Source organism: Alcanivorax sp. DSM 26293 (assembly GCF_900107995.1).
Classification (GTDB): domain Bacteria; phylum Pseudomonadota; class Gammaproteobacteria; order Pseudomonadales; family Alcanivoracaceae; genus Alcanivorax.
Genome location: NZ_FNUM01000002.1, coordinates 506,919 through 531,103, shown reverse-complemented (window position 1 = coordinate 531,103; position 24,185 = coordinate 506,919). Strand labels below are relative to the sequence as shown.

Sequence of the window (24,185 nt, the reverse complement as noted above, 5' to 3'; positions counted from 1 at the left end):
AGCTACGAGCTACGCTCGTTGGATGGGGACAGGGTGGAAAGTCCCCAAGACCTTGGCATTTCTACGAAGCCGCTGTAGGAGCGCCTGTCGAGGCGCGAACCGAGCGGCGCGAGGCAATAAGGACGATTGTCCGTCATTCTTTCTGGAGCCTGTCGAGTTCTGCGATTCCTGATCGCCCTGCGGGTGATTTCCGCGCAAGCGCGGTTCGCACCTCAAGAGGTGCTCCTACGGGTGCCTTTGGTAGGGGCGTCTAGGTAAAATTCTCAGGCTTCACACTCTGCGCTATACTACGCGCCCCCAAATTGTCCCAGCAGGAGTAATCCCATGACGGTGATTCGCCAGGATGACCTGATCCAGAGCGTGGCTGATGCCTTGCAGTACATCTCTTACTACCATCCGGTGGATTTCATTCGTGCCGTCACCGAAGCCTACGAGAAGGAAGAGAGCAGGGCTGCCAAGGACGCCATGGCGCAGATCCTGGTCAATTCCCGCATGTCTGCCATGGGCCGTCGGCCTATTTGCCAGGACACCGGTATCGTGACCGTATTCGCCAAGGTGGGCATGAATGTCACTTTTGAAGGCGACATGAGCCTGGATGACATGATCAACGAAGGTGTACGCCGGGCCTACAACCATCCGGAAAACGTCCTGCGCGCTTCGGTGCTGGCGGACCCGGACGGCAAGCGGGCCAACACCAAGGACAACACCCCGGCAGTGATCAACTATTCCATCGTGCCCGGTGACAAGCTGGAGATTGACGTGGCGGCCAAGGGCGGCGGTTCCGAAGCCAAGTCCAAGTTTGCCATGCTCAACCCTTCTGATTCCGTGGTTGACTGGGTGCTGGAGCAGGTTCCCAAGATGGGGGCCGGGTGGTGCCCGCCGGGCATGCTGGGCATCGGCATTGGCGGTACCGCTGAGAAGGCCATGCTGCTGGCCAAGGAATCGCTGATGGACCCCATCGATATTCACGAGTTGCAGGCCCGTGGCCCGCAGAACCGCTCTGAGGAGCTGCGTCTGGAACTGTTCGAAAAGGTCAATGCATTGGGCATCGGTGCCCAGGGTCTGGGCGGCCTGACCACCGTCCTGGACGTGAAAGTGGCCGATTATCCCACCCACGCGGCCAACAAGCCGGTGGCCATCATTCCCAATTGTGCTGCCACCCGCCATGCCCATTTTACCCTGGACGGCACGGGGCCAGCGGACCTGAAAGCGCCGGATCTGGAAGAATGGCCGGAGATTGCCTGGGGCAATGATGAGGGCGCCAAGCGCGTCAATCTGGATACCGTGACCCCGGAAGAAGTGCAGACCTGGCAGCCCGGTGACACCCTGCTACTGTCCGGCAAGCTGCTCACCGGCCGTGATGCGGCCCACAAGCGCATGGTAGACATGATTTCCAAGGGCGAAAAACTGCCGGTGGACTTCACCAACCGATTTATCTACTACGTGGGTCCGGTGGATCCGGTGGGCGATGAGGTGGTTGGCCCCGCTGGCCCGACCACAGCCACCCGGATGGACAAGTTCACCCGCACCATGCTGGAAGAAACGGGGCTGATCGGCATGGTCGGCAAGGCCGAGCGTGGCGATACCGCTATCGAGGCCATCAAGGACAACAAGGCGGTGTATCTGATGGCCGTGGGCGGCGCCGCCTATCTGGTGTCCAAGGCTATTCGCAAGTCACGCGTAGCGGCTTTTGAAGATCTGGGTATGGAAGCCATCTACGAGTTCGAGGTGGAAGACATGCCGGTGACCGTGGCAGTGGACTCCAAGGGCGAATCCGTTCACAAGACGGGACCGGTGATCTGGAAAGAAAAGATCGCTGCACGTTAAGGTTCTGCATGTCTCGGAGGGGGTAGTCTGGCTACCCCCTTTCTTTCTGTCCCGATGCCACAGGCGACGTTCTGTTTTGCGTATTGTTCCGGCTATTCTCATTGGGTGTCTGGCAGCCGCGGTCAGCGGTTGCAGTTCCCTGGTGCCGGCCACGGCCAACTGGCTGGGCTGGACCCGTGCCCCGACCCTGGTGGATGGTCTCGACTACGATGAGATCGACGCACTGGGTGCCCGGACAGGAGCGTGCCTTTCTCTCTATCAGCTCTATATCGACGGCCGTTACCTGAGACAGCAGCAGGGGGCGGTATGGCATGAGGAGTGTAAAGAACGCATTGCCCAGGCCCGCAAGGCCCGAGAATATGCCCGACAGGTGGATCAGGAAGTGGAGATCGCCTGGCAGGCGCTACTGGACCGCAAGGAAGCGCAGCGGCAACAGGCCCAACGGCGCCGCCAGATCCGTGAGGACATGCGTCAGGCCCAGCAAATGGCGGAAACCCTGCGAAATGCCGAAGAGGAACAGGAGAAGGCACAGAATCAGCGGTTGGAGAGGCTGGACGGGGCCAATATTCATAACCTCATGCTGGAGGTGCCCAACCTGCCACTGGCGTTCACGGTAGGGTCCCCCTCGGACATGACCCTGAAGCGCTTTCTGGCCTGTCTGGAAGTGCTATATCCCAATGAGGGCTATCAGATACGCCGCAATGGCGACAAGCTGACGGTGAAGGCCGAGCGGGCCACCATGATGCGTGGCGATGTGCTGCTGGAAAGTCGCTATACCCGGATCTGGGATAACTGGACCCTGCAGTACCTGTCGGTGGGAGAGATCCGGGCGGAGAGCGCCCAGGACCGCTACGTGCTTGCCCGGAATCTGCTGGGTTCCCAGTGTCAGCCGGACCGGCAAGACGATCAATGAGTCTGGCTGTTTCATGGTGCCAATGAATCGGCCCACTCCTTCTTTCCCTTTACCTTTCCCAATCTCGCCTTTCCGATCTATCGAATAAGTCCGGGAGCCCGGCCCCATCCCTGGGGCTACGGAGATCAATCAGGTCTTCCTGGGGTCACAGTACGAAGGCCTGGGGCCGCCCGGACAATCAATATACTGTTCATTTGGTCAGTGGTCAATTAAAGGCAGTGACGAGTCGCGAGAAGCGAGTTTCGAAAGGCGGGGTGGTTTGCTTTTCGAGACTCGCTTCTCGCAACTCGTTCCTATCCCGCCCGCAGCTTCGGTTTCACCGAGATCAGCAGTGCCGGCAGCAGCGTCAGGTTGCTGAGCAGGGCGACCAGCATGGCCAGGCCGGTGAGCAGGCCGAAGTACACCGTGGGGTTGAAATTGGAGAACGCCAGGATCGAGAAGCCGGCAATGATCGTCAGCGAGGTGTAGTACATGGCCTTGCCGATGGAACCATGGCAGCGCTTCATGGTGGCCACGTAGTCATTATCTTTCGGCAGCTCCTCATGGAAGCGGTGGATATAGTGAATGGTGTCATCCACGGCGATGCCGATGGTGATGGCGGTGATGGTAATGGTCATCAGGTCCAGCGGCAGGCCAATCCAGCCCATCAGGCCCAGCACCAGAGATGCGGAGATCAGGCTTGGCACCATGCTGATAAGCGCCACCGGCAGGCTGCGGAAGAGGATCAGCAGCATTACCAGAATGGCGGCAAACACATAGCCCAGGGTCTTGATCTGGGAATCGAACAGGCTTTGCAGCATGTTGTTGTAGAGCACCATGGCGCCGGTGAGATTCACCTGCTCGGGTTGCAGGCCAAAGTCGCTTTCCAGGTCGGTGCGGATCTTGGCCAGCAGCTCGTTGCGGTTAAGGTTCTGGTCCGAATCGATCACCCTTACGCTGAAACGCACCTGGTTGCCGTCGTCGGACAGGTAGGGACGCACCAGCTGATCACGCAGGTCCTCGGGAATAAAGCTGGCCAGCAGCATCAACTGGACATAGCTGAGCGGTCCCTCGTTGAGTTTTTCCGCCACCTTGTAGGTGGTAGCGATGGACAGCACCTTGCCGGTTTCCGGCAGGGACTGCAGGTAATTCTGGATTTCCACCAGCTGGGCCAGACGTGCCGGGGTAAACCAGTAGGCCCCTTTCAATGGATTGGGCTTGGCCTGCTGGGATTCGGCAAACGGATCGGCAGAGGGCGCGCTTGCAAAGGGATCGTCGCCGCCTGAGCCAGCGGAGAAGGGGTCGCTATCGGCAAACGGGTCCGGCTCTGCAGTGGCAAACGGGTCGCTATCGCCACCCGCCGCGAACGGATCTGTTGCGGCGCTGTCGTCCATGGATTCACCGTCCCAGCCGGTGGCAGGCCCGGATGACGCTGTCGCACTCCGGGCGTCACTACTGGGCGCATCGATGACGATGTCCAGCGGCGTTGTGCCCCCGAGCTTGCGATCAATCTGCAGCATGCCCTGATAGATTTCCGTGTCTTTCTGAAAGTAGTCGATAAAGCGGTTTTCCACCGTCAATCTGCTGATCCCCCACAGGGAGGCGACCACGGTGACAATGGCCAGCACCATCAGGGTAGGGCGGTGCCGTTCGGTAAAGTCGGCAAAGGCCAGGGTGAACTTGCGGCTGAAGTCGCGCCCCTGTTGCGGTTGGCCGGCCTTCAACGGACCCAACAGGGCCGGGAAAACCAGAAAACAGACCACCAGGGCCACGCCCAGGCCAAAGGTCATCATCCAGCCGAAGTCGATCACCGGGCGAATGCCACTGATCACCAGGGACGAGAAGCCCACCATGGTGGTGAGGATCATGTAGATCATGGGCCGCATCATATGGGCGGCGGTTTCCCGGATCAGCCATTTCTGGCTGGCCTCCGGGTTCTCCTCATGGAGCTCCCGGAAACGCACGGTCAGGTGAATGGTGATCGACATGGTGATGATCAGTAGTAACGAGATGTAGTTACTGCTGATCACCGAGACTTTCCAGTCCATCCAGCCCAGCCAGCCGGTCACGGTCAGCACGGTGACACCACAGCAGGCCAGGGGGACGACTACCCAGCGGGGTCGGCGGAAAATCATGAACAGGGTAACGATCAGGAACGCCAGCACGCCGATGCCGAAGATTTTCAGGTCCGCACGAATAAAGCGCACCAGATCCGTGGCGATCATGGGCACCCCGCCGAGGAACAGTTTTGCCTCGTCCCGGTAGCTGTCCATGATATGACGCACCTGATCAATCTCGCCGGCGGTGCGTTCCTGAATCTGACTGCTGTAGTCACTGAAGGCCTGGGAGGCCTCTTCCAGCGCCTGTTCGCCGTCTTCGTCCAGCTCGCCCTCGTGTTGCTGGGCACGCAGCTCATTACGGCGGTAAAGCAGGTCGTAATATTTTTCGTCGCGCTCGAAGCTCACCAGCAGGGCGGTGGTGTTGCCGTCGTCGCTGACCAGCAGATCTTCATAGAGCGGGTTTTCTTCGGTGAATTCCTTCTGCGCCAGTGACAGGTCCACATCCTCGTCAGTGAGGGTCCGGTAGTCGTTGGCCAGGTCACTGAACTCCACCTGGGGGCTGAACAGCAGGGGGACATCCAGCATGCTGTACACCGAACTGACCCGGTCGACCTGTTTCAGATCGTTCTGCAATGCCTGCAAGTGCGCCAGGGTATCGCGCTGGAACAGCGGCGCCTGGGACGGGGTGTAAGTGATGATCAGGAAATCACTGCCCCCGTAGCGCTTGGAAATCTTCCGGTAGTACTGCAATGCCTCATCGTTCTCGAGCACCAGCGAATCCGCCGATGCATCAATCTTGAAGTCCCGGGCCTGCCAGGCGGCGACCGAACAGATAAGCGCCAGCAGAGCCAGCCAGAAAACCGGGTGAGCCAGCACAACCCGGCAGTAGGCATTAAACAGTCGATGCGTCATGAAGGAATCCGTTCAGGGTCAACAATCAGAACATGGCAGCGTATTCTGCCGCAAAGCGGGTATCGAAGCGGTGAATCAGTTTGCCGGCGGGCCAGGCCAGCAGGGTGAGCAGCCCTTCAGTCCATTCTTCCTGGTGGACGCGACAGCCACCCTGGCCGTCATCGATAAAGGTGAATCGATGGGTGATACGCGCGAAGGGAAGATGCAAGCCCCAGGTGATACGCTCGTTTTCCTTGTATTCCATCACCCGGACCACCACCGGCGCCGGCGGCAGCCCGGGCAAGTCTGCCACGAACAGTAGCAGGGCGCCGGGGCGCCAGTTGCCATTCAGCAGTCGGGCATGACGCACCACCGAGCACCAGTTCTGCCAGTTGGTTGCGTCGGTGAACAATTTGAAGGCCTGTTTGCGCGAGGCCCGGGTGTCGGTGACCTCGTCGACCAGATAGCGTTTGAGCATAATCGATCCGGTTGTTGATTGGGGTAACAGCAGGAAGCTGAATGAGGTGTTACACCTATGCCCTGACCCGCTTAGCGAGGGGGTTATTCAGGGCTCTCTAGAGTACTCACTGTCCGAGGGAACCTCCAGTAGGTCAAACGGGCCAATCCCCGGCCGCTGGTTGACCTGCCCGATACCTTTGCCTAGTTTCTGGGGATTGCGAGGAAACACCATGAACACAACGTTGCTTCCGGCTTCCATTCTTCCCGGCCTTCTTGAAGTCTCCCTGCGCGGGCGTCTGGATGTGCAGTCCCTGTTCGAACGGGCAGGTATTGATGCGGACATTGTCGGACGCAATGACCGGTTCATCAGCCTGCTGCAGCTGGATGAACTGCTTTATTCCGCGTTCAGTGAAAGCGATGATCCCTTGTTCGGTTTGCAGGTGGGGGCCGATAATCATTACGGCAACCTGGATCTGCTGGGTAACCTGATGGCAACGGCCGACACCCTGAAACAGGGGTTGGCCATGCTGTTTCGGTACAAGGATCTGGTGGTTCCGTACCTGGATTTCTCTCTGACGACCAGCGGCGACGAAGTGATGCTGGCAGTGGCCAGCAAGGATCCGAGCCTGCGCTTTACCGCCACCCGGACCCATAATGAAGTGGTGGTGGCCACCATGGTGGCCATCGGACGCTCCTTGCTGGCGGGTGACATGCCAGTAAGGAGTGCCTGGTTTCTCCATGACGAGCCGCTGGCCGAACACGTTGCGGTTTACCAGCGGTTTTTCCAGTGCCCGCTGTACTTCGCCCAACAGCACAATGCCATCACGATTCCGGGCAGTCTGTTAGCCGAGCCGTTGCCCCGGGCCTATCCCAAGTATAATGAACGTCTGCGCAAATCCGCGGATCAGGTGTTGTCCGGTCTGTCGCGGGCTGCGGGCGTCTCCGGTCAGGTGATCAAGCAGCTGGAAATCATGCTGGGAGGCCAGACGGTGACCATGGAAGCGGTAGCCGATGCGCTCGCCATGACCCCTCGCACCCTTCAACGACGGCTTCAGGAGGAGGGCACCCGCTTCGCCCAGCTCCGCGACCAGGTCCGTCATCAGCATGCCTGTCAGGCACTGCGCGGCCCTGGCTGTGACATGCAGGCACTGGCCATGGAGCTGGGCTTTTCCGATACCGCCAATTTCTACCATGCCTTCAAGCGCTGGCAGGGTTGTGCCCCCGGGCAATATCGCAAGCAATTCTCCTGATACAGGCGCCCCTCACCGCTGCGACGTTTTGCCACATTGGTTTTGCCCGCAGCATCGTTAGGCTGCCCACTTCTGTTATTCAGTGGGGAGGCGACACATGCCCAAGACAGCGAAATTTCTCGTGGTGGCAACGGCCATGGCCAGCGTGGGCCAGGTCCAGGCTCATTATGATGGCGGTCGGGCCGACAGCCATGCGCCGATTTCCGTGATGGGGGACCACACCCATGGCAAAGGCGAATGGATGCTGTCCTATCGTTATATGGGCATGGGGATGAGTGGTGCCAGGTCCGGCAGTGAATCCCTGAGTACCAACGAGGCCTTCGACGAGATTCCCGGCATGGGCATGATGAACATGAAAGCATTGCCCGACGAGATGACCATGCACATGCACATGCTCGGGGGCATGTACGCGCCGACGGACAATCTCACCCTGATGGCCATGCTGCCGTATACCACCAACAAGATGACCACCAAAACTCGCATGACCATGATGATGAACACCATGGATGACGAGTTCGACACCGAAACCTCCGGTATTGGTGATGCCAGCATCGGTGGCCTCTACAAGTTCTTCGACCACGACGGCTATCGTCTTCATTTGAACCTGGTGTTGGGGTTGCCCACCGGCTCCATTGATGAAGAAGACTATGTGCCCATGCAGGGCAAGGAGATCCAGTTGCCATATCCCATGCAGTTGGGGTCTGGCAGCTACGAGGCACGCCCGGGCATTACCCTGAACAAGCAATACCAAACCTGGAGCTGGGGTGCGCAGGTGAGTGCCAGAATCGCACTGGATGAGAATGATCAGGGTTACAAACTGGGTTCCCGACGTTACCTGACGGCCTGGGCAGCGAAGCCAGTCAGTCCCTGGGCCTCTGTCTCTCTGGCGGCCTACAAAAGCTGGTGGTCGGACATTCATGGCCAGGCGGAAGATCTGACCATTTCACCCAACATGAATCCTGCCGCCGATCCGGACGCCAAGGGTGGGCAGCGACTGGATATCGGCTTGGGGCTGAACCTGTTGGGCAAGAACGGCACACTGAAGGGCCATCGTTTGGCGCTGGAATACAAGGCCCCGGTTCACCAATCCCTGCATGGTGTCCAGATGGAAACCGACTACACCTTCACGGTGGGTTGGCAGAAGGCCTTCGGCGGGAAATAAGAGGCTGTCGCAGGATGGACCAAAACAAAAAAGCCGCCTTAAAAGGCGGCTTTTTTATGATTCGATGGTGCCGGAACGCGGAATCGAACCGCGGACCTACTGATTACGAATCAGTTGCTCTACCGACTGAGCTATCCCGGCATGCCCGTTATTCAGAGCGGCGCTAGTTTAGCAGGACGCCCCGGGCTGGCAAGTAGCGGCGTCAAGAAACCTGCTTGATGCCGGCCAGTTTGCGGGCGTGCCATTTCTTGGCGTCCACATCCATGCCGCGCAGGATCTGTATGCGCTGTGCCTGGGGGCTCCCGGCGCCGTGCATGGATTCGGTGAGGTACCCGACGGCGTTACGACCCAGCGTCATGTTTTCGATCAGGCGCAGGATGCGCATGCGGTCTTCGGTGGGAATGTCGTCCCGCCCTTTCAGGAAACGGCGGATAATGTCGCCGGCTTCCTGGTTTTCCAGGTCTTTCTCGCTGGGCATGGTGACCATGATGCCGCCGGCCAGATCCTGTGCCAGTCGGGAGATTTCATAGGGAAAGCGGGTCACGTTGTGCTTGCACACGTTGGACAGCATGGCGTCGTTCATGAAGATGCCGCTGGGCATCTGCTTGGCCTCGTGGGAGCTGGCGATGCCTGAGGAGTAGATGGTTTCGTTCAGGTGCACCATTTCCACCAGCTTGTCGCGAATATGGCTGATTTTCTCCAGGCCGTTGTATTCGGCAATGGACGCGGCGGCACCCACCAGCACATCGCCCAGGCCGGTTTTGCACACATAGCTGGCCCGGTGATAGGCGGTGAAACGGGCCACCATGTCCTGGGCAAATTCGTACTCGCCGTCCATGAAAACATGCTCATGGGGAATAAAGACGTCATCGAAATAGACCAGGACTTCCTGGCCGCCATATTCGGCATTGCCCTGATCGATGTCGCCACCTTCCATAGCCCGGGTATCGCAGCTCTGGCGGCCGTAGATATAGGTTATGCCTTCCGCGTCGCCGGGGATCATGCCGACCACCGCATAATCCCGGTCGTCTTCAGTCAGGTTCATGGTAGGCATGACGCAGATCCAGTGCTGATTCCAGCCACCGGTCATATGGGCTTTCACGCCTTTCACGTAAATGCCCTTGTCCGTGCGACGGGTCACGCGCATGAACATGTCCGGATCACTCTGCTGGGCCGGGCGCTTGCTGCGATCGCCCTTGGGGTCAGTCATGCCGGCGGCGATGAGGATGTTCTTGCGCTGCGCTTCTGCGAGAAAATCCAGGAAACGCTGGTGATACTGTGTGCCATGCTTTTCGTCGATCTCGTAGGTAATCGAATGCAGCACGCTGATGGTGTCCAGGCCGGTGCAACGTTGAAAACAGGTCCCGGTAATCTGCCCCATGCGGCGTTGCATCTTGTTCTTTTTCACCAGGTCTGCCGGCGATTCCACGATGTGCAGAAAGCGGTTTACCTGAGCATCAATCAGCGGTGACCAGGCCGTGGCCAAGTCCGGATCCTCAATGGCCAGATCGTAACTGGCACGCAGGGCATTGATGCTGGGTTTGATGATCGGGTGGTCAGCGGGTTCGTCGATCAGCTCGCCGAACAGGAATAGGCGGGTGCCGCGGTTGCGCAGGCTAGCCAGGTAATCCTCACCGGTTTTCAGGACAGAAAAGCGATTCCAGCGCTGTTCGGCGCTTTCCTCGCGGCGCGGGGCAGGGGTCGCGGCGTTCATGTTGCCTCCTGTGATTTCCATTGTTCTGGCAGTTGCCAGGGTGTCGTGACTTGGGGGTCACTTCCGATGGTATACAGGGTGTTACAGGAGGCAATGACAGAAACTGCCGCTGTACGCTGCGGTCAAGTCAGGGGTGCTGTGGGGTAAGGGCTAATGAGTTGAAAGTTCAAAGTTGAAACGCGGATAACCGCCGTGCTGACGGAAACTCTGTGCTACGCGTTGCAACCCGCATAGGTACGCGGGCAAAGCAAGTCTGTTGAATGAGGAAGCCATCCCGCGCTTTTCAACTTTGAACTTTAAACTTTCAACTTGCCTTGAACACCATCGACGCCGAATTCAGGCAATAGCGCAGGCCGGTAGGGGGCGGTCCGTCCGGGAAGACATGCCCCAGGTGGCCGTCGCAGCGGGCACAGCGGATTTCCACCCGGACCATGCCATGGCTGGTGTCGCGCAGTTCGCGGATATGCTCCGGGTCAAAGGGCTGGTAAAAGCTGGGCCAGCCCGTACCGGATTCGAATTTGGCGCTGGCGGCGAAAAGTGGCAGCTCGCACAATTTGCAGTGGTAGACGCCATTTTCCTTGTTGTCGAGCAGGCCGCCGCAGAAGGGAGGTTCCGTGCCCTGATTGAGGAGAATGCGTCTTTCCTCGGCGGTGAGGCTTTCCGCGCGTTGCTGTTTTTCCGTGTCACTGAGAGGGGTCAGATCATGACCGCTGGCGGAATGTGTTGCGCTCATTGGGTGTCCCCCTTGAGCAGATCGGGAAAGGCGTGGATGAGCTTTTCCACCTTGGGCTTGGCCACGTGAACGATATAGCCCTGATTCGGGTTGTGACTGGCGAAGTTCTGGTGGTAATCCTCGCCCCGGTAGAAAGTTTCCAGGGGTTCCAGTGTGGTCACGATGGGAGCGGTAAAGGCCCCGGCGTTTTCCAGCTGCTGGATATAGGCCCCGGCCACCGCTTTTTCTTCCGCACTCTGATAGAAAATGGCGGAGCGGTACTGGGTGCCCCGGTCGTTGCCCTGGCGATCTTTCTGGGTCGGGTCGTGGGCGACGGAGAAGAACACCTTGAGCAATTTACCATAGCTGATCACCTTGCTGTCGTAGGCGATTTCCACCGCTTCCGCGTGACCGGTGGTGCCGCTGCAGACCGCCTCATAATTGGCGCGGGAGGCATGACCACCGGTATAACCAGAAGTGACCGCCAATACGCCGTCCAGATTGAGGTAAACTGCTTCCACACACCAGAAGCACCCCCCCGCCAATATGGCTTTGCGGATGCCATCCGTTGGCAGGTCGTCCACCGGATCCGGGAAGCGTTCCGGATGAATGGCCAGGGATGTTCCGGGTATTACTGCACTCATGGAGTCCTCCGCGGGTAAGAATGTCCCGGCACGTGGCCGGGGGCTACTGGCCTGAAACTGGCTGTTGGAGCTTTGCTTGCAAAGCGAAGGTTTCAGGTTGCACCGCACTTGATCAACCCCTTCCCCTTGCAAGCCAGGCTGCAACAGTCGCTCAGGTCAGTCCTGCTTCACTGCGCCGCTATTGATCAATCTGTCGATCTGTTCGTCACTGAAACCGGCCTGGCGCAGTACCGCCTGGCTGTCGGCTCCGGCGCTGGCCGCGGGTTTGATATCGCTGGCGGCGCTGCGCGAAAAGCGCGGTGTCGGGGCCGGCTGTACGGTGTTGCCAACAGTGACAAAGGAACCTCTTACCACGTTATGCGGGTGTGAAGGCGCCTCTTCAAGGCTCAATACCGGTGCAAAGCACACGTCGGTACCTTCCATCAACGCGGTCCATTCATCACGGCTCTTGAGTTTGATGACCGCCGCCAGTTTTTGTTTCAGTTCCGGCCATTTGGCCGGGTTCATTTGCTGAGCAAAGTCCTCGGCGGGCAACTCTGCGATGCGGCACAGCTCGGCGTAGAACTGCGGTTCGATACTGCCGATGGACACGAATTTGTCGTCCGCGGTTTCGTAGACTTCATAGAAGTGGGCGCCGGAATCGAGCATGTGGGTGCCGCGGTTTTCGCTGAACATGCCCTGGGCCTTGAGGCCATAGAACATGGCCATGAGGGCGGCGGAGCCTTCCACCATGGAGCTGTCGACCACCTGGCCTTCGCCGGAGCGCTGGGCTTCCAGGGCGGCACAGACCATGCCGAAGGCCAGCATCATGCCGCCGCCGCCGAAATCACCCACCAGGTTCAGCGGAATGGCGGGCTTTTCCCCCTGACGGCCCATGGCATGGAGGGCACCGGACAGGGAGATGTAGTTCATGTCGTGACCGGCCGCTTTGGCCAGCGGACCCGTCTGGCCCCAACCGGTCATGCGGCCGTACACCAGTTTCGGATTACGGGCCAGACACTGTTCCGGGCCAATGCCCAGGCGCTCGGTCACGCCCGGCCGGAAGCCTTCGAACAGGCCGTCGGCGGTTTCACAAAGCTTGAGGACGGTTTCGATGCCTTCCGGGCTTTTCAGGTCCAGGGCCAGGTTCTGCCGATTGCGGAACAGCACGCTATGGCCGATAGCCGCATGGGGGTTGCCGCCGGGGCGGTCAATGCGAATCACGGTGGCACCCATGTCCGCGAGCATCATGCCGCAGAAGGGGCCGGGGCCGATGCCGGCCAGTTCGATAAAGGTCAGTCCGTTCAGTGGGCCAGTCATAGTCTTGGTTTTCCGTTGTCAGGGAATTAACGCGTTTTCTTTGAGTGTTTTGCGCAGGGCCGTACATTGGCTCTTGGCAATGGCAACGGTATTGCTGGCTTCGTGGGTGGTCGCGATGCCGGTCCACAGCGGCTTGCCGTCGGCGTTGATCAGCTCGGCACCATGTTGACGCAGGGCCTCGGGCACGTCCTCCGGGGCCAGCTCGCCACCGATACCGACTTGCCAGGTCGGCGTCATCTCGCCGGCGGACTGGTCCATGGGGTTGAGGCGATTGCCCGCCGTGGGCGGCGCCGCGGCATCAATCAACAAGTGGGTCAGTTCCACCACCAGAATCCGTTGCACATCTTTGCTTTGCGCCCAGTCGAGAATGCGGTTTTTTCCGCCTTCGTACCATAGCGGTAATTCCTGGTGGCTGAGCAAAATGGTCAACGAACCACTTGAAAATATTTCCTTGCAGGTCAGTTCCCAGGTTTCGCGGGTGTTGCCTTCCGGGGTGTGGGCCACCAGCAGCAATCTGCCCTGAGGAGGGTGGCTTTCGTCGGCGGTAAAGCGGGTGGTGACCTGGGTGGTGCTGGCACAGCCGGCAACGAGAAGGGCGGGTAACAGAAAGCGAAACAGCGGGCGCATGGCGGATCTCCGGGAGAAAAACGGTGCCGTCTGGCACGGCATCAGTGTAGCAGTGCCGCGGGTTTGGCTCACCCGTTACCGCGTTACCCTGTTCGGGGTTGTGACGGTGTCGTCAGCCAGTAAGGGCCGCCTCGCAGAACCCGGCAAATCCGTGCGGTTCCGGCACGGATCAGGGCACGGGCGCGGAAAACAGCGGTTGCCTCTCGCCGGTACCGACGGCAAAGCGACAGGGCCGGGACGGCGGCTGTGTGCCGGGGTACCAGCGCACTTCATAGCGACCGGTTTCCTTTTCGGTATCGCGCAGGTGCAGAAGCTGCAGCTCGGCACTGTCATCGGTAATCACGTGATCATGGCAGTGAATCGCCAGCAGCGGACGATCCAGTGCCATCCGGTTGGCAGCTTCTGCAGACAATTCCAGGCTCCAGTAAGGGCCGGTGGTGGCGTTACCCTGATGATGCGTGGGTGCATTTACCCAGCGACGTGGGCCCGGCGCTGTCAGCATTTCAGGAAAATACTGTCGGCTCAGCAGGGAAAAGGTCTGTTGGCGCGGAATCTGGTCGATGTTGCCCTGTTGTTGTAAATCCCGGCTCAGCCTGACGCTTTGCTGTATCAGGAAATCCAGGGTGTGGGGGCCATACAGGGTGTGCCCGCCCTCGTAGTACTGAAGCGCGTATTCCTCCGGGGTCACGGCATAGCCGAAATAGCCATTGGCCAGGCTGGAAATTTCCACCTGCCAGTCGGGGCCCTCAGGCAGGGTAGCGGCTACCGCCTGTCGAATCCGGTTGCCGCTTTCCAGGGTGATTTCCCAGGGCAGGGGGACCAATACCAGCTGATTGATGCGCACGATCTGGAAAAGGGCCTGGTGGGGGAAGCGCTCGGCAGGTAATAACAATTGCAGTTTGGACAACATCCATTGCTTCACGCCCTGGCAGTTATCGGTAAAAAACCGGCGCGGCCAGTTCTCCGCGAGAAACGGCAGGTAAGACACCGGGAAAACCTCATCGCCGTTGGCTGCGCCTGCCACGGAGGCCCCGGCAATCGCCCGCTCGCAAAGCTCGAAGCGCCCCCCCTCTATGTCGTCAAGCAGGTCCAGCTGGCGACTGGCGATGGCGGTGGTCAGGGTGGGGGAGAGCCGGGTTTCGAGAGAATGAAACAGCCGGATGGCATGGTTCCCCAATGCCTTGCCGATACGTTCTGCCTCCAGGTCGCCACGTAAATCCGCCTGCCAGGCCGGGTTGTTGTCCGCATGGGTGGCCTGGGCAACCCCGTGGATGAATCGTGAGTGTTCACCGGCGAATTCTCTTTCCAGTTCTTCACTGATCCAGTGCCAGACATCTGCATGATAGGGGCGGGTGAAGGGAGGGATGGCAGTGCCATGGATGGAATAGAGGCTGAGTGCTCCGGCGGGCTCGAAACGATCACCCTGGCGTTGATCAATCCGCAACAGTGTCATGGTCGGATTGACTGCCTGCATGGGGTCTGCCGTTGATTGATCCTGATCAGGAAAGTTATTGGCCCAGGCCGCCATGGAGCGGTTGCGGGTAACGCCGAACAGGTCGCTCTGGCCCACCGCAAAGCGGGCTTCGCGCCGGGATTCATAGGCATCGATCACTGCATCGGCAATTCGCTGGCTGAGAAATTCGAACAGGGCCGGGTCGAAGCCGGGTTTATTGCTGCCAAACACGTTATAGAAGTCGCTGCCCAGATACTGGCCGGGGCCCGAGTGGGTATGGGTAACCAGAAGGGTCAGCGCATGGGCGGGCACATCAGTGCGTTCCATGACCAGTTCTGCCACCCGGTGGCGCAGCACCAGCGAGCCGGAGCCGAGGTCCAATTGAACAATGGCAAGCGGAGTCTGCCCCGGACCACTCAGATAGAACGCTCTGGCCTTGAGACGCGTGCGGAAGCCATCAGCATCCCTGGCCCAGGCGGAATAGCCGAATTTGGGCATGCCGATGGGCGGCGTAATGTCCCGTTCGGCGATACCGGCTTTCGCGACGGCCCCCTCAGCTGTTATCGGTTGTGCAGGGAAGGCGAAAGACAGGGTCTGGCGGGGGTAAAACAGGAAAGGCCAGGCGGCATGCAACGCAGCGCCAAGGATAGCGGTCCCCAGGAGGGTTAGCAGTAAAGTGCGGGTGCGGGGTTTGCGCATGGGTAGGTAATCCCTTTTATTTTGTACCATGGTGCCATATTTCGTTTCCAAAGGGACATAAATCCGCTAAAAGTGTCCTCATTGGTTGGTTTTGATACGAAAAGATACGCTCAGAAACAAATGCTGTTGCCAGCAACTATTCGGCAACATTAAAGCAACGTAACGGCACTCGTTGATGGTTTCAAAGCGCGCGCAATCCTATTTCAATAATTGCACAGATCAATCATACCCGAGGGGGGTAACCATGAAAGGATGCATTCGACTCTCTGCACTTGCACTTTCTGTGGCCGTGGCTAACCAGGCGTTCGCAGAAAACAAGTCAGAAGACACTACTCGCCAGTATCTGGCACCCATGGCCAGCTATCTGGTTTTGGACGAAGACCGTGAAATCTCTCGCAAGGGATTGGGTGCAAGCCTGATTTACGGCCGTGAACTGTCTGAACACTGGTGGTGGGAGACTGAAGGTGCCGCATACGGCCTGGATAGTGGCGTCGATGGTGCCACGGATTTTTACCAGTACACCGCCAGCACGGGTCTGGCCTATGCATTCGGTGACCGTGAAGGTTTCACCCCCTTCGTATTGGCCAATATCGGGGCGATCTACAACGATGTGGTGCCGGATGATGACGATGGCGTAGACCTGCATGCCAACGTTGGTATCGGTGCAGTAACGGGGCCCATCTTCGATAACGGCCTGAAACTGCGCGCGGAAGCGCGTTATATGTATGACGACTTTGACGGTGTCACTGGCACCCTGTCCGAAGATGAGGGCGGTTTCAACGACTGGCGTTTCTCTCTGGGTCTGGAAGTGCCGCTTGGCGTGACCAAGGTCGTTGAAGTCGAGAAGATCGTTTACGAAACCCGTGAAGTGGAAAAAATCGTCGAGAAACCCTTCGTGGACAGCGACGGTGACGGTGTGCCGGATGACCGTGACAAGTGCCCGGATACCATCCAGGGCGCCAAGGTCGATTCTGATGGCTGCATGATCACCAACCAGACCATCACCTTCAACAACATCAATTTCGAACTGAACTCCGCGGAGATTACCGCAAGCTCAGGTCCTTCTCTGAATCGTGTGGCCAAGGCGCTGCAGGCCCAGCAGAACTTCAACGTTGAGATTGCCGGCCATACTGACAGCACCGGTTCTGCGTCTTACAACGAGAACCTGTCTGACCAGCGTGCCAAATCCGTACGCCAATACCTGATTGAGCAGGGCATTGATGCCGATCGCCTTACCGCTCGCGGTTACGGTGAACTGGAGCCCATTGCCAGCAACGAAAATCAGTCTGGTCGTGCCATGAACCGTCGCGTTGAATTCCGCGTCAGTGAGAAATAGGGGATAACGATATGAACTCGCAAATGAAATTCTTGTTTGCCATTCTCCTGACCGCTCTGCTGGGCATGGGACTGGCAGGCTGTGAAGCGGAAGGTGATGGAAGCAGTGGTGGGAACAACAACCCTGTGACCCGTGATAACGACCAGGACAATGATGGTGTGCCGGATGACGTGGACAACTGTCCCGCTAACGCAAACGCCATGCAGGAAGACCAGGACGGCGACGGCATCGGTGATGTGTGTGATGACGACCGTGATGGTGACGGTGAAGACAACCCCACCGATAACTGTCCGCTGGTTGCCAACCCGAACCAGGAAGACACCGACGGTGACGGTATTGGTGATGCCTGTGACATGAACAACGATCAGGACAACGACGGTATCGATGACGGCGTTGATAATTGCCCGACGATCTTCAATCCTGAGCAGGGTGATGTTGATAACGATGGTATCGGTGATGTCTGTGATGATGATGCCGATGGCGATGGCATCGACAACAACAACGACAACTGCGTATACACCCCGAACAATGATCAGGTGGATACGGATACTGACGGCATCGGTGATGCCTGCGAAGACGATCGCGATGGTGACACCATTCTGGACCCGAATGACAACTGTCTGAACACCCCGAATACGGATCAGGCGGATCAGGATCTGGACGGTATCGGCGATGTGTGCGATGACGACCGTGATGGTGATGGCATCCCCAATGACACCGATAACTGCCCGTTCACTGCCAATGCGGATCAGGCTGATTCCGATGGCAATGGTATTGGCGATGTCTGCGACGGCGGCGGCGGTGATCCCACCGACACCGACGGCGATGGCATTCCGGACGTCAACGATAACTGTCCGATGATTCCGAATGCGGATCAGGCAGACGCGGATGGCGACGGCAAAGGTGACGTGTGTGATGACGACGGTTTCACTTGCTCCGCGGCTACCACTTACCAGCCGCTGACCAATGCGGATTTCACTGCAAACGGTGGTGTGCTGGGTGTTTGCCTCGGATGTAGCGTTGACAGCCCGGAACTGAGCATCGACAACAACAACAGTACCTTTGCCCAGATCAACATTGGCGCGGCACTGGTGTACGGCGGTGGCTTTGTGGCTGCAGTAGCCAACGATACGTCCGTGGATATTGCTGACAGCGTAGTGGGCTTTGTGGTCAGCGACCCAACGTCCCAGCTTGTAAATCTGGAACTGCTCGGCAACTTCACCACCATCCGCTTCTTCAACGATGGAGTAGAGGTTGACAGTGCAACCGTTGGTGGAGGTCTTCTGGATCTGGATCTGCTGGGTCTGGGTGCGAACTCCGATCAGCGATTCATTGCGGCTCCGGCGTCCAGCCAGGCGTTTGATTCCATTCAGCTGGATTACGCTGGCCTGGTGAATGCCAACAAGTCCTTCCGCGTACACGATGTCTGTGTCGGGACTCCCTGATTACTCACGGGAGTGAAAAAAGGGGCCTTCGGGCCCCTTTTTTTGTCTGCGCATTTCTCCAAACGGGCTTTCACGTGACCGCGGCGCAAGCATTGACAAAATAATCGCCTACTTCGTCCTGAATGGTTACCCTGTCAGTAAGCGCCTTACTGGCCGTTAAGAATGACAATCAGAGCAGTAAAGGGGGGCTCCATGCGACGCAGTATTCTCCTGACAGTGTGCCTGATGATTTCCCTGTTGACCGGTTGTGAAAAGGAACCGGGGGTCGGTGAAGTCGTCAGTACCTTCAACAACTATGAAGAAACCGGCGACTTACCTGCCTTGCAGGAACACGGCTTTATTCGCCTGCTTGCCCCGCGTTTCGATGAGCCCTCCGGCTTGCCCCGGGAGGGAGTTCCCGCCAGAGAGTACCAGGCGCAGGCTGAGGAATTTGTCAGGCACCTGGGGCTGGAGCCCCGCTGGGTTTATGCAGACAGCTTCGCGGAGCTGGGTCAGCTGATCAACGCCGGCGCTGCCGATATCATCGTCACCAACTATTCGGTGACCAAGGCACGACAGAAGGACCTGGCATTTTCGACCCCCGTCAATGCGGTTCAGGAAAAACTGATCGTGCCTGCCGATCAGGCAGGCATTGCCCTGACCAAGCTGAAAAATCTCACCATTTCAGTCCCGGAAGGGACGGCTTACCAGGAGACGGCCGAAAAACTCGCCCGTCGCCATGACAATATTTCGGTGGATGTTCTGGACGCTGACCTTTCCGATGAAGAGCTCGTTGAGGGAGTGGAGTCCGGTGACCTGGGTGCCACCATCATTGACAGCAATATGCTGGATATCCTGATTACCCCTGACTCTGCTGCGGGAATTGGTCCGGTGGTGAACCGCAAACGGCGCATTGCCTGGGCCGTGCGGCAGGACAGTACCGAGCTGTTGGATCGTATCAACCAGTTCATCACCAGCCAGCGGGTCATGTCGTCCGTCAAACAGCAGGAAAAACGCGATTGGGCGGCAATCCAGGAGCAGGGAGTTCTGCGTGTCATTACATCCAACAACCCGGCCAGCTACTTCATGTGGCGAGGAGAGTTGATGGGGTTTGACTACGACCTGATCAATGATTTCGCCAAGAAACACCGGCTCAGGGTCAGTGTGGTTGTTCGTGACAGTCCGTCTGCCATGTTTGCCGCGCTGGAAGCCGGGGAGGGAGATGTGATTGCGGCTTCCATGACCATCACTGAAGACCGTCAGCGCCAGGGCTGGATGTTCAGTGACCGCTATCTGGAGGTGAATGAGCAACTGATCGGTCGTGCTGATGAGTCGCCGCTGGAAAACATCGGGCAGCTTGCCGGTCGTACTGTGGCGGTCAATCCGGAAACGGCCTATTACGATACTCTGCAGCGACTTCGTGAGAGTGATTTCCCCTTCATCGTTCAGGAGGTGCCGGGCGCCAGCACAGAGATGCTGATCAATGCCGTCGCCAATGGAGAATACGACCTGACTATGGCTGACAGTCACCTGGCTGCCATGGAGTCCACTTACCGGGACGATATTGCGGTGTTGTTTGAATTTGAGCCTGCCAAGGAAATTGGCTGGGGCTTGCGTCCGGAACAGACCGCGTTGAAAGAGCAGCTTAACAGCTATATTGCCCGTCATTATCGTGGGCTGAATTACAATATTACCTATAACCGCTATTTCCGCGAGAAAAAAACCATTAACACCCACGAGGCGTATCGTGTGGGGTCCGGAAAAGCCATTTCTCCCTACGATGACCTGGTCAAAAGCGAGGCGCTGAAGTATGGACTGGACTGGCGCTTGATTACCTCGCAGATGTACCAGGAAAGTCGCTTCAACCCGAAGGCGCGCTCTTTTGCCGGTGCCCAGGGGTTACTGCAGGTAATGCCGAGAACCGGTCGTCAGTTTGGTTACAGCAACCTGACGCGCCCGGAAAATGGGGTTGCCGCAGGGGTGGCCTATATGGATTGGCTGGAGCAACGGTTCCCGGCGCGTCTCGACCTGGCAGAGAAACTGTATTTTACCCTGGCGGCCTACAATGCCGGCCACGGCCATGTGGAGGACGCCCGACGTCTTGCCGAGCGACTGGGCAAGGATCCGGATAAATGGTTCGGCCATGTGGAAGAGGCCATGTTGCTGCTTTCCCGGCCGGAATACGCGCGTCAGGCCCGATATGGCTATGTGCGGGGCGCCGAGCCGGTGAAGTATGTCAGACAGATCAAGAACCGTTATCTGGGCTATGTGTCTGCGCTGGAGGAAGAAGAGGGCTAGATTTAGCCGGGACGGCGACAAAGTAAAGGGATGTTTTACAAAGTTGCCATGGAAAAGCCCTTTGTCAGCCCCATGATAGAGGTACCCATTCATTGAAAGGAGATTGTGATGGATCGCAATGCTTTCATCGAAAAGATTAAAGGTAAGCTTAACGAACTGGATAATGAATTCGACCAGTTGCAAGTCAAGGCGGACAAAGCCAGTGAAGACGTTCGTCACAAGTGGGAAAGTCGCAAGCTGGAGCTGAAGGAAAAACGCCAGGAACTGGCGGCCCGGCTTGATGAGTTGCGTAACGATAGCAACGCCCGCTGGGAAGATGTGAAGGCCAGCGTGGAAAAAACCTGGGATAGCACCCTGGATGGCCTCAAGGACATCAAAAACAATTTGTTCAAGTAACGGTGTAGCAACGAGCTACACACAAAAAAGCGGGCTTGTTAAAGCCCGCTTTTTTTATGATCCATTAGCGGTGAAATGGCGCTGACCTGACGCCTGTCATCATCGCTACCCCGCCAGGGGATCAAGCCATTGGCGCAATGCATCCAGTACCTGCTCCCGGCAGTGATCATTGAGAAGTTCATGGCGTCCGTCAGGCCAGAAGTGCGCGGTCAAGGGTTGCTCCATGGTATGCAGGACTTGCTCAAGGGCCATCATGCCCTTGCCCATATCACTCATGGGATCCTGCTCACCGCCTAGCAGTAACACCGGTAACGCATCGGGGAGTTCGGCAAGATGCTGGATGCTGTGGATCTGACGTAGTCCGTCGATCAACTGGCACCAGGACTCGGTGGTGCAATCGAAACCACACAGATCATCATCCAGATAACGTTGTACCTGGTCCCGGTCGTTGCTCAGCCAGTCGAACTCACTGCTGGGGTCGGGCACGCGTTTGGCCCAGGCGCCAAACGTCATTCTGCGAATCAAGGGGCTGACACCGCGCTTGCCATTACGGCGCCGTGCCAGTTTCACGGGCAGCCCCATCAGGGTGTAAAACGTTGCCGGGTGATAGTCGCTGGCACAGAGCACCAGTCCGGCCAGGTTCTCGCCGGTCTGTTGGGCCGCTGCCAGGGCAATGAACGAGCCCATGCTGTGGCCGCCAAGCACGCAGGGAAGCCCCGGGTGGGTTTCACGGGCCATGGTGATCACGGCAATCGCATCCTGTACCAGGCAATCCCAGCCGTTTTCATCACCGATATGGCCTTTCGGGCAAGCCTCGCTGATGCTCAGGCCGTGGCCACGGTGGTCCGGGCAATACAGATGCCAGCCCTGGTCGTTCAGCGCTTTCGCCAGGGCCTCATAACGGGCACCATGCTCCGCCATGCCGTGCAGCCACACCATAATGCCCTTTGACGTGGCGGCTTCGGTGGGCCAGTGATGAATGGCGGTGGAATGGCCGTCGCCCGTATTCAGGTAGCGCATCTGCTTGCTCATAACATTCTCCGGCGGCGCGGTCAGTGGACAGGTTGGATGCCTGTGGCGTGCAGGCGTTGCTGGCGAGGGAAAACGTTCCCGCGGCAGCCTGTCGGACAGGTTGCCTGAGCCCGTCACGGACCATGGCATAATAACAGCTATGGCAACAGGGTGATGCAGCAACTACCATGCCGGACGCTGTTGCACGCTGCCCGATTTCCAGGAGAAACCATGATCGAATACCGGATTCGCCCACTGCGCCCTGAAGCCCATCTTTTTGAAGTGACGCTGACCGTGGCGAAGCCGACCCCGGAAGGGCAGGCGTTTACGCTGCCGGCCTGGATTCCCGGCAGCTACATGATCCGGGATTTCGCCCGCCATCTGGTCTATCTGGAGGCCAGTTGCCAGGGTGAGACGCTGCCCGTGGCGAAAATCGACAAGCAAACCTGGCAGGTGCCACCTTGCGATGGTCCGGTGCAGCTGCAATACCACGTTTACGCCTGGGACCTGTCCGTGCGTGGCGCCCACCTGGATACCACCCACGGTTATTTCAATGGCACCTGTGTATTCCTGGCACCCATGGGGCATGAGGATCAGCCCTGCGAAGTGGATATTGACGCACCGGAAGGTACCGCCTACCTGGGCTGGCACCTGGCTACCGGGCTGCCCCGGCTGACCGGCTCGGAGCTGGGTTTTGGCCGTTTCCGGGTGGACAACTACGATGCCCTGATCGACCATCCGGTGGAAATGGGCCCCTTCGAGTATGCCCAGTTCGAAGCCTGTGGTGTACCGCACTGGGTGGTGATGGCCGGTCGTCACAAGACCGATATGGCGCGGCTGTGCCGGGACCTGAAGCCGATCTGCGAACACCATATCCGCATGTTTGGCGAACCGGCGCCCATGGATCGCTATGTGTTTATGACGTTGGTCACCGGCAACGGGTACGGCGGTCTGGAACATCGTAATTCCACCAGTCTCATGTGTGCCCGCGACGACCTGCCCAAGCGCACCGACGAGCCCGGCAAGGTACGCGATGGCTATCGCAATTATCTGGGCCTGTGCAGCCACGAATATTTCCACACCTGGAATATAAAACGGATCAAGCCGGCGGCGTTCACGCCCTTTGATCTGTCTCGGGAAGTGCACACGGAACTGCTGTGGGCTTTCGAGGGTATCACCAGTTATTACGATGACCTGTCGCTGACCCGTACCGGCCTGATTCCGCCGCAGAGCTATCTGGAGCTTCTCGGGCAAACGCTCAGTCGGGTCTATCGTGGACAGGGCCGTCACAAGCAGACCGTTACCGAATCCAGCTTCGATGCCTGGACCCGCTTCTACAAGCAGGACGAAAACGCTCCCAATGGCATCGTCAGCTATTACACCAAGGGCTCATTGGTGGCGCTGGCGCTGGATCTGACCCTGCGAAATCTGACCGCCGAGAAGAAGTCCCTGGATGACCTTATGCGATTGCTCTGGGCCCGTTACGGCCAGACCGGCGAAGGCGTACCGGAGCAGGGCATCCAGCCCCTGGCCGAGGAAGTGGCCGGTTGCGAGATGACAGACTTTTTCGAGCAGGCGCTCTACAGCACCGAAGATCTGCCACTGGCGGAACTTTTGGCTGAGCGGGGCGTAGAGCTGAACTGGCGCAGTGCGGCCAGCCATGGTGACAACGGTGGCAAGCCGGGCAAGGAGGGTATTGCCAATCTGGGCGCGCGGCTGGTTGCCGACCCCATGGGCGCGAAGATTGCTGTCGCCTTCGAGCAGGGCCCGGCCATGGCAGCCGGATTATCCGCCGGGGATGTGATCATCGCTGTGGATGGCCTGCAGGCCACACAGGGCAATATCGACAATTTGCTGGCCAACTTCCTGCCCGGCGAAATGGTGGAAGTGCATGCTTTCCGTCGCGACGAGCTGATGAAGTTCAACGTGAAAGTGGCGCCCACCGAGCCGAGTACCGCGTATCTGACCATTGCCAAGGGCGGGTTAACCGAGAAGGGCAAGGCCTGGCTGCATTGGCAAGGCAATGAATAG

The 24,185-nt window shown here is 58.4% G+C and carries 18 protein-coding genes and 1 tRNA gene; 9 read left to right on the top strand and 10 right to left on the bottom strand.

The window, feature by feature from the left end:
* Positions 1–324 precede the first annotated feature (324 nt).
* The gene (locus C4S63_RS05970; protein ID WP_103916989.1) at positions 325–1,827 is read left to right on the top strand and encodes a fumarate hydratase; all 1,503 of its coding nucleotides are present in this window, start codon (positions 325–327) and stop codon (positions 1,825–1,827) included.
* A gap of 76 nt (positions 1,828–1,903) precedes the next feature.
* Positions 1,904–2,740: a hypothetical protein gene (locus C4S63_RS05965; protein ID WP_103916988.1), complete on the top strand. Its 837-nt coding sequence runs from the start codon at positions 1,904–1,906 to the stop codon at positions 2,738–2,740.
* Between the two features lie 293 nt (positions 2,741–3,033).
* Here the strand turns inward: C4S63_RS05965 and C4S63_RS05960 are convergent, their stop codons facing one another.
* The gene (locus C4S63_RS05960; protein ID WP_103916987.1) at positions 3,034–5,691 is read right to left on the bottom strand and encodes an RND family transporter; all 2,658 of its coding nucleotides are present in this window, start codon (positions 5,689–5,691) and stop codon (positions 3,034–3,036) included.
* Between the two features lie 25 nt (positions 5,692–5,716).
* A complete protein-coding gene (locus tag C4S63_RS05955; RefSeq protein ID WP_062816225.1) occupies positions 5,717–6,148 on the bottom strand; it encodes an SRPBCC domain-containing protein in 432 nt (143 codons plus the stop codon).
* A gap of 211 nt (positions 6,149–6,359) precedes the next feature.
* On the opposite strand from C4S63_RS05955, the gene C4S63_RS05950 reads away from it, so the two are divergent.
* Positions 6,360–7,379 (top strand): AraC family transcriptional regulator, encoded by a 1,020-nt coding sequence (locus C4S63_RS05950; RefSeq protein ID WP_103916986.1) that lies wholly within the window; start codon positions 6,360–6,362, stop codon positions 7,377–7,379.
* Positions 7,380–7,476: 97 nt separating this feature from the next.
* Complete coding sequence (locus C4S63_RS05945; protein WP_103916985.1) at positions 7,477–8,541, top strand: transporter; 1,065 nt, start codon at positions 7,477–7,479, stop codon at positions 8,539–8,541.
* Between the two features lie 65 nt (positions 8,542–8,606).
* On the opposite strand, the gene C4S63_RS05940 is transcribed toward C4S63_RS05945, so the two are convergent.
* The 7 genes from C4S63_RS05940 to C4S63_RS05910 form a co-directional block, all read right to left on the bottom strand.
* Positions 8,607–8,682: transfer RNA gene (locus C4S63_RS05940), tRNA-Thr, on the bottom strand.
* 61 nt (positions 8,683–8,743) lie between these two features.
* On the bottom strand, positions 8,744–10,255 hold the full coding sequence (locus tag C4S63_RS05935; RefSeq protein ID WP_103916984.1) for a 4-hydroxyphenylacetate 3-hydroxylase family protein: 1,512 nt from the start codon (positions 10,253–10,255) through the stop codon (positions 8,744–8,746).
* 304 nt (positions 10,256–10,559) lie between these two features.
* Positions 10,560–10,988 (bottom strand): peptide-methionine (R)-S-oxide reductase MsrB, encoded by a 429-nt coding sequence (gene msrB / locus C4S63_RS05930; RefSeq protein ID WP_103916983.1) that lies wholly within the window; start codon positions 10,986–10,988, stop codon positions 10,560–10,562.
* The gene (gene msrA / locus C4S63_RS05925; protein WP_103916982.1) at positions 10,985–11,611 is read right to left on the bottom strand and encodes a peptide-methionine (S)-S-oxide reductase MsrA; all 627 of its coding nucleotides are present in this window, start codon (positions 11,609–11,611) and stop codon (positions 10,985–10,987) included. The genes msrB and msrA overlap by 4 nt, the downstream gene beginning before the upstream one ends.
* Before the next feature lie 156 nt (positions 11,612–11,767).
* Positions 11,768–12,910, bottom strand: coding sequence for a CaiB/BaiF CoA-transferase family protein (locus C4S63_RS05920; protein ID WP_103916981.1), 1,143 nt, complete (start codon positions 12,908–12,910; stop codon positions 11,768–11,770).
* 18 nt (positions 12,911–12,928) lie between these two features.
* A complete protein-coding gene (locus C4S63_RS05915; protein WP_103916980.1) occupies positions 12,929–13,537 on the bottom strand; it encodes a hypothetical protein in 609 nt (202 codons plus the stop codon).
* Positions 13,538–13,706: 169 nt separating this feature from the next.
* On the bottom strand, positions 13,707–15,689 hold the full coding sequence (locus C4S63_RS05910; protein WP_103916979.1) for a neutral/alkaline non-lysosomal ceramidase N-terminal domain-containing protein: 1,983 nt from the start codon (positions 15,687–15,689) through the stop codon (positions 13,707–13,709).
* Between the two features lie 244 nt (positions 15,690–15,933).
* Between C4S63_RS05910 and C4S63_RS05905 the strand changes: the two genes are divergently transcribed.
* From C4S63_RS05905 to C4S63_RS05890, 4 genes are all read left to right on the top strand, one after another.
* Positions 15,934–17,025: an OmpA family protein gene (locus C4S63_RS05905; RefSeq protein WP_063508598.1), complete on the top strand. Its 1,092-nt coding sequence runs from the start codon at positions 15,934–15,936 to the stop codon at positions 17,023–17,025.
* Positions 17,026–17,048: 23 nt separating this feature from the next.
* Positions 17,049–18,470 (top strand): thrombospondin type 3 repeat-containing protein, encoded by a 1,422-nt coding sequence (locus C4S63_RS05900; protein WP_231866004.1) that lies wholly within the window; start codon positions 17,049–17,051, stop codon positions 18,468–18,470.
* 192 nt (positions 18,471–18,662) lie between these two features.
* On the top strand, positions 18,663–20,747 hold the full coding sequence (locus C4S63_RS05895; protein ID WP_063508596.1) for a transporter substrate-binding domain-containing protein: 2,085 nt from the start codon (positions 18,663–18,665) through the stop codon (positions 20,745–20,747).
* Between the two features lie 108 nt (positions 20,748–20,855).
* A complete protein-coding gene (locus C4S63_RS05890; RefSeq protein ID WP_062816213.1) occupies positions 20,856–21,143 on the top strand; it encodes a hypothetical protein in 288 nt (95 codons plus the stop codon).
* A 105-nt stretch (positions 21,144–21,248) separates the two neighbouring features.
* Here the strand turns inward: C4S63_RS05890 and C4S63_RS05885 are convergent, their stop codons facing one another.
* A complete protein-coding gene (locus C4S63_RS05885) occupies positions 21,249–22,175 on the bottom strand; it encodes an alpha/beta fold hydrolase (protein WP_103916978.1) in 927 nt (308 codons plus the stop codon).
* A 210-nt stretch (positions 22,176–22,385) separates the two neighbouring features.
* Between C4S63_RS05885 and C4S63_RS05880 the strand changes: the two genes are divergently transcribed.
* Positions 22,386–24,185, top strand: coding sequence for a M61 family metallopeptidase (locus tag C4S63_RS05880; RefSeq protein WP_103916977.1), 1,800 nt, complete (start codon positions 22,386–22,388; stop codon positions 24,183–24,185).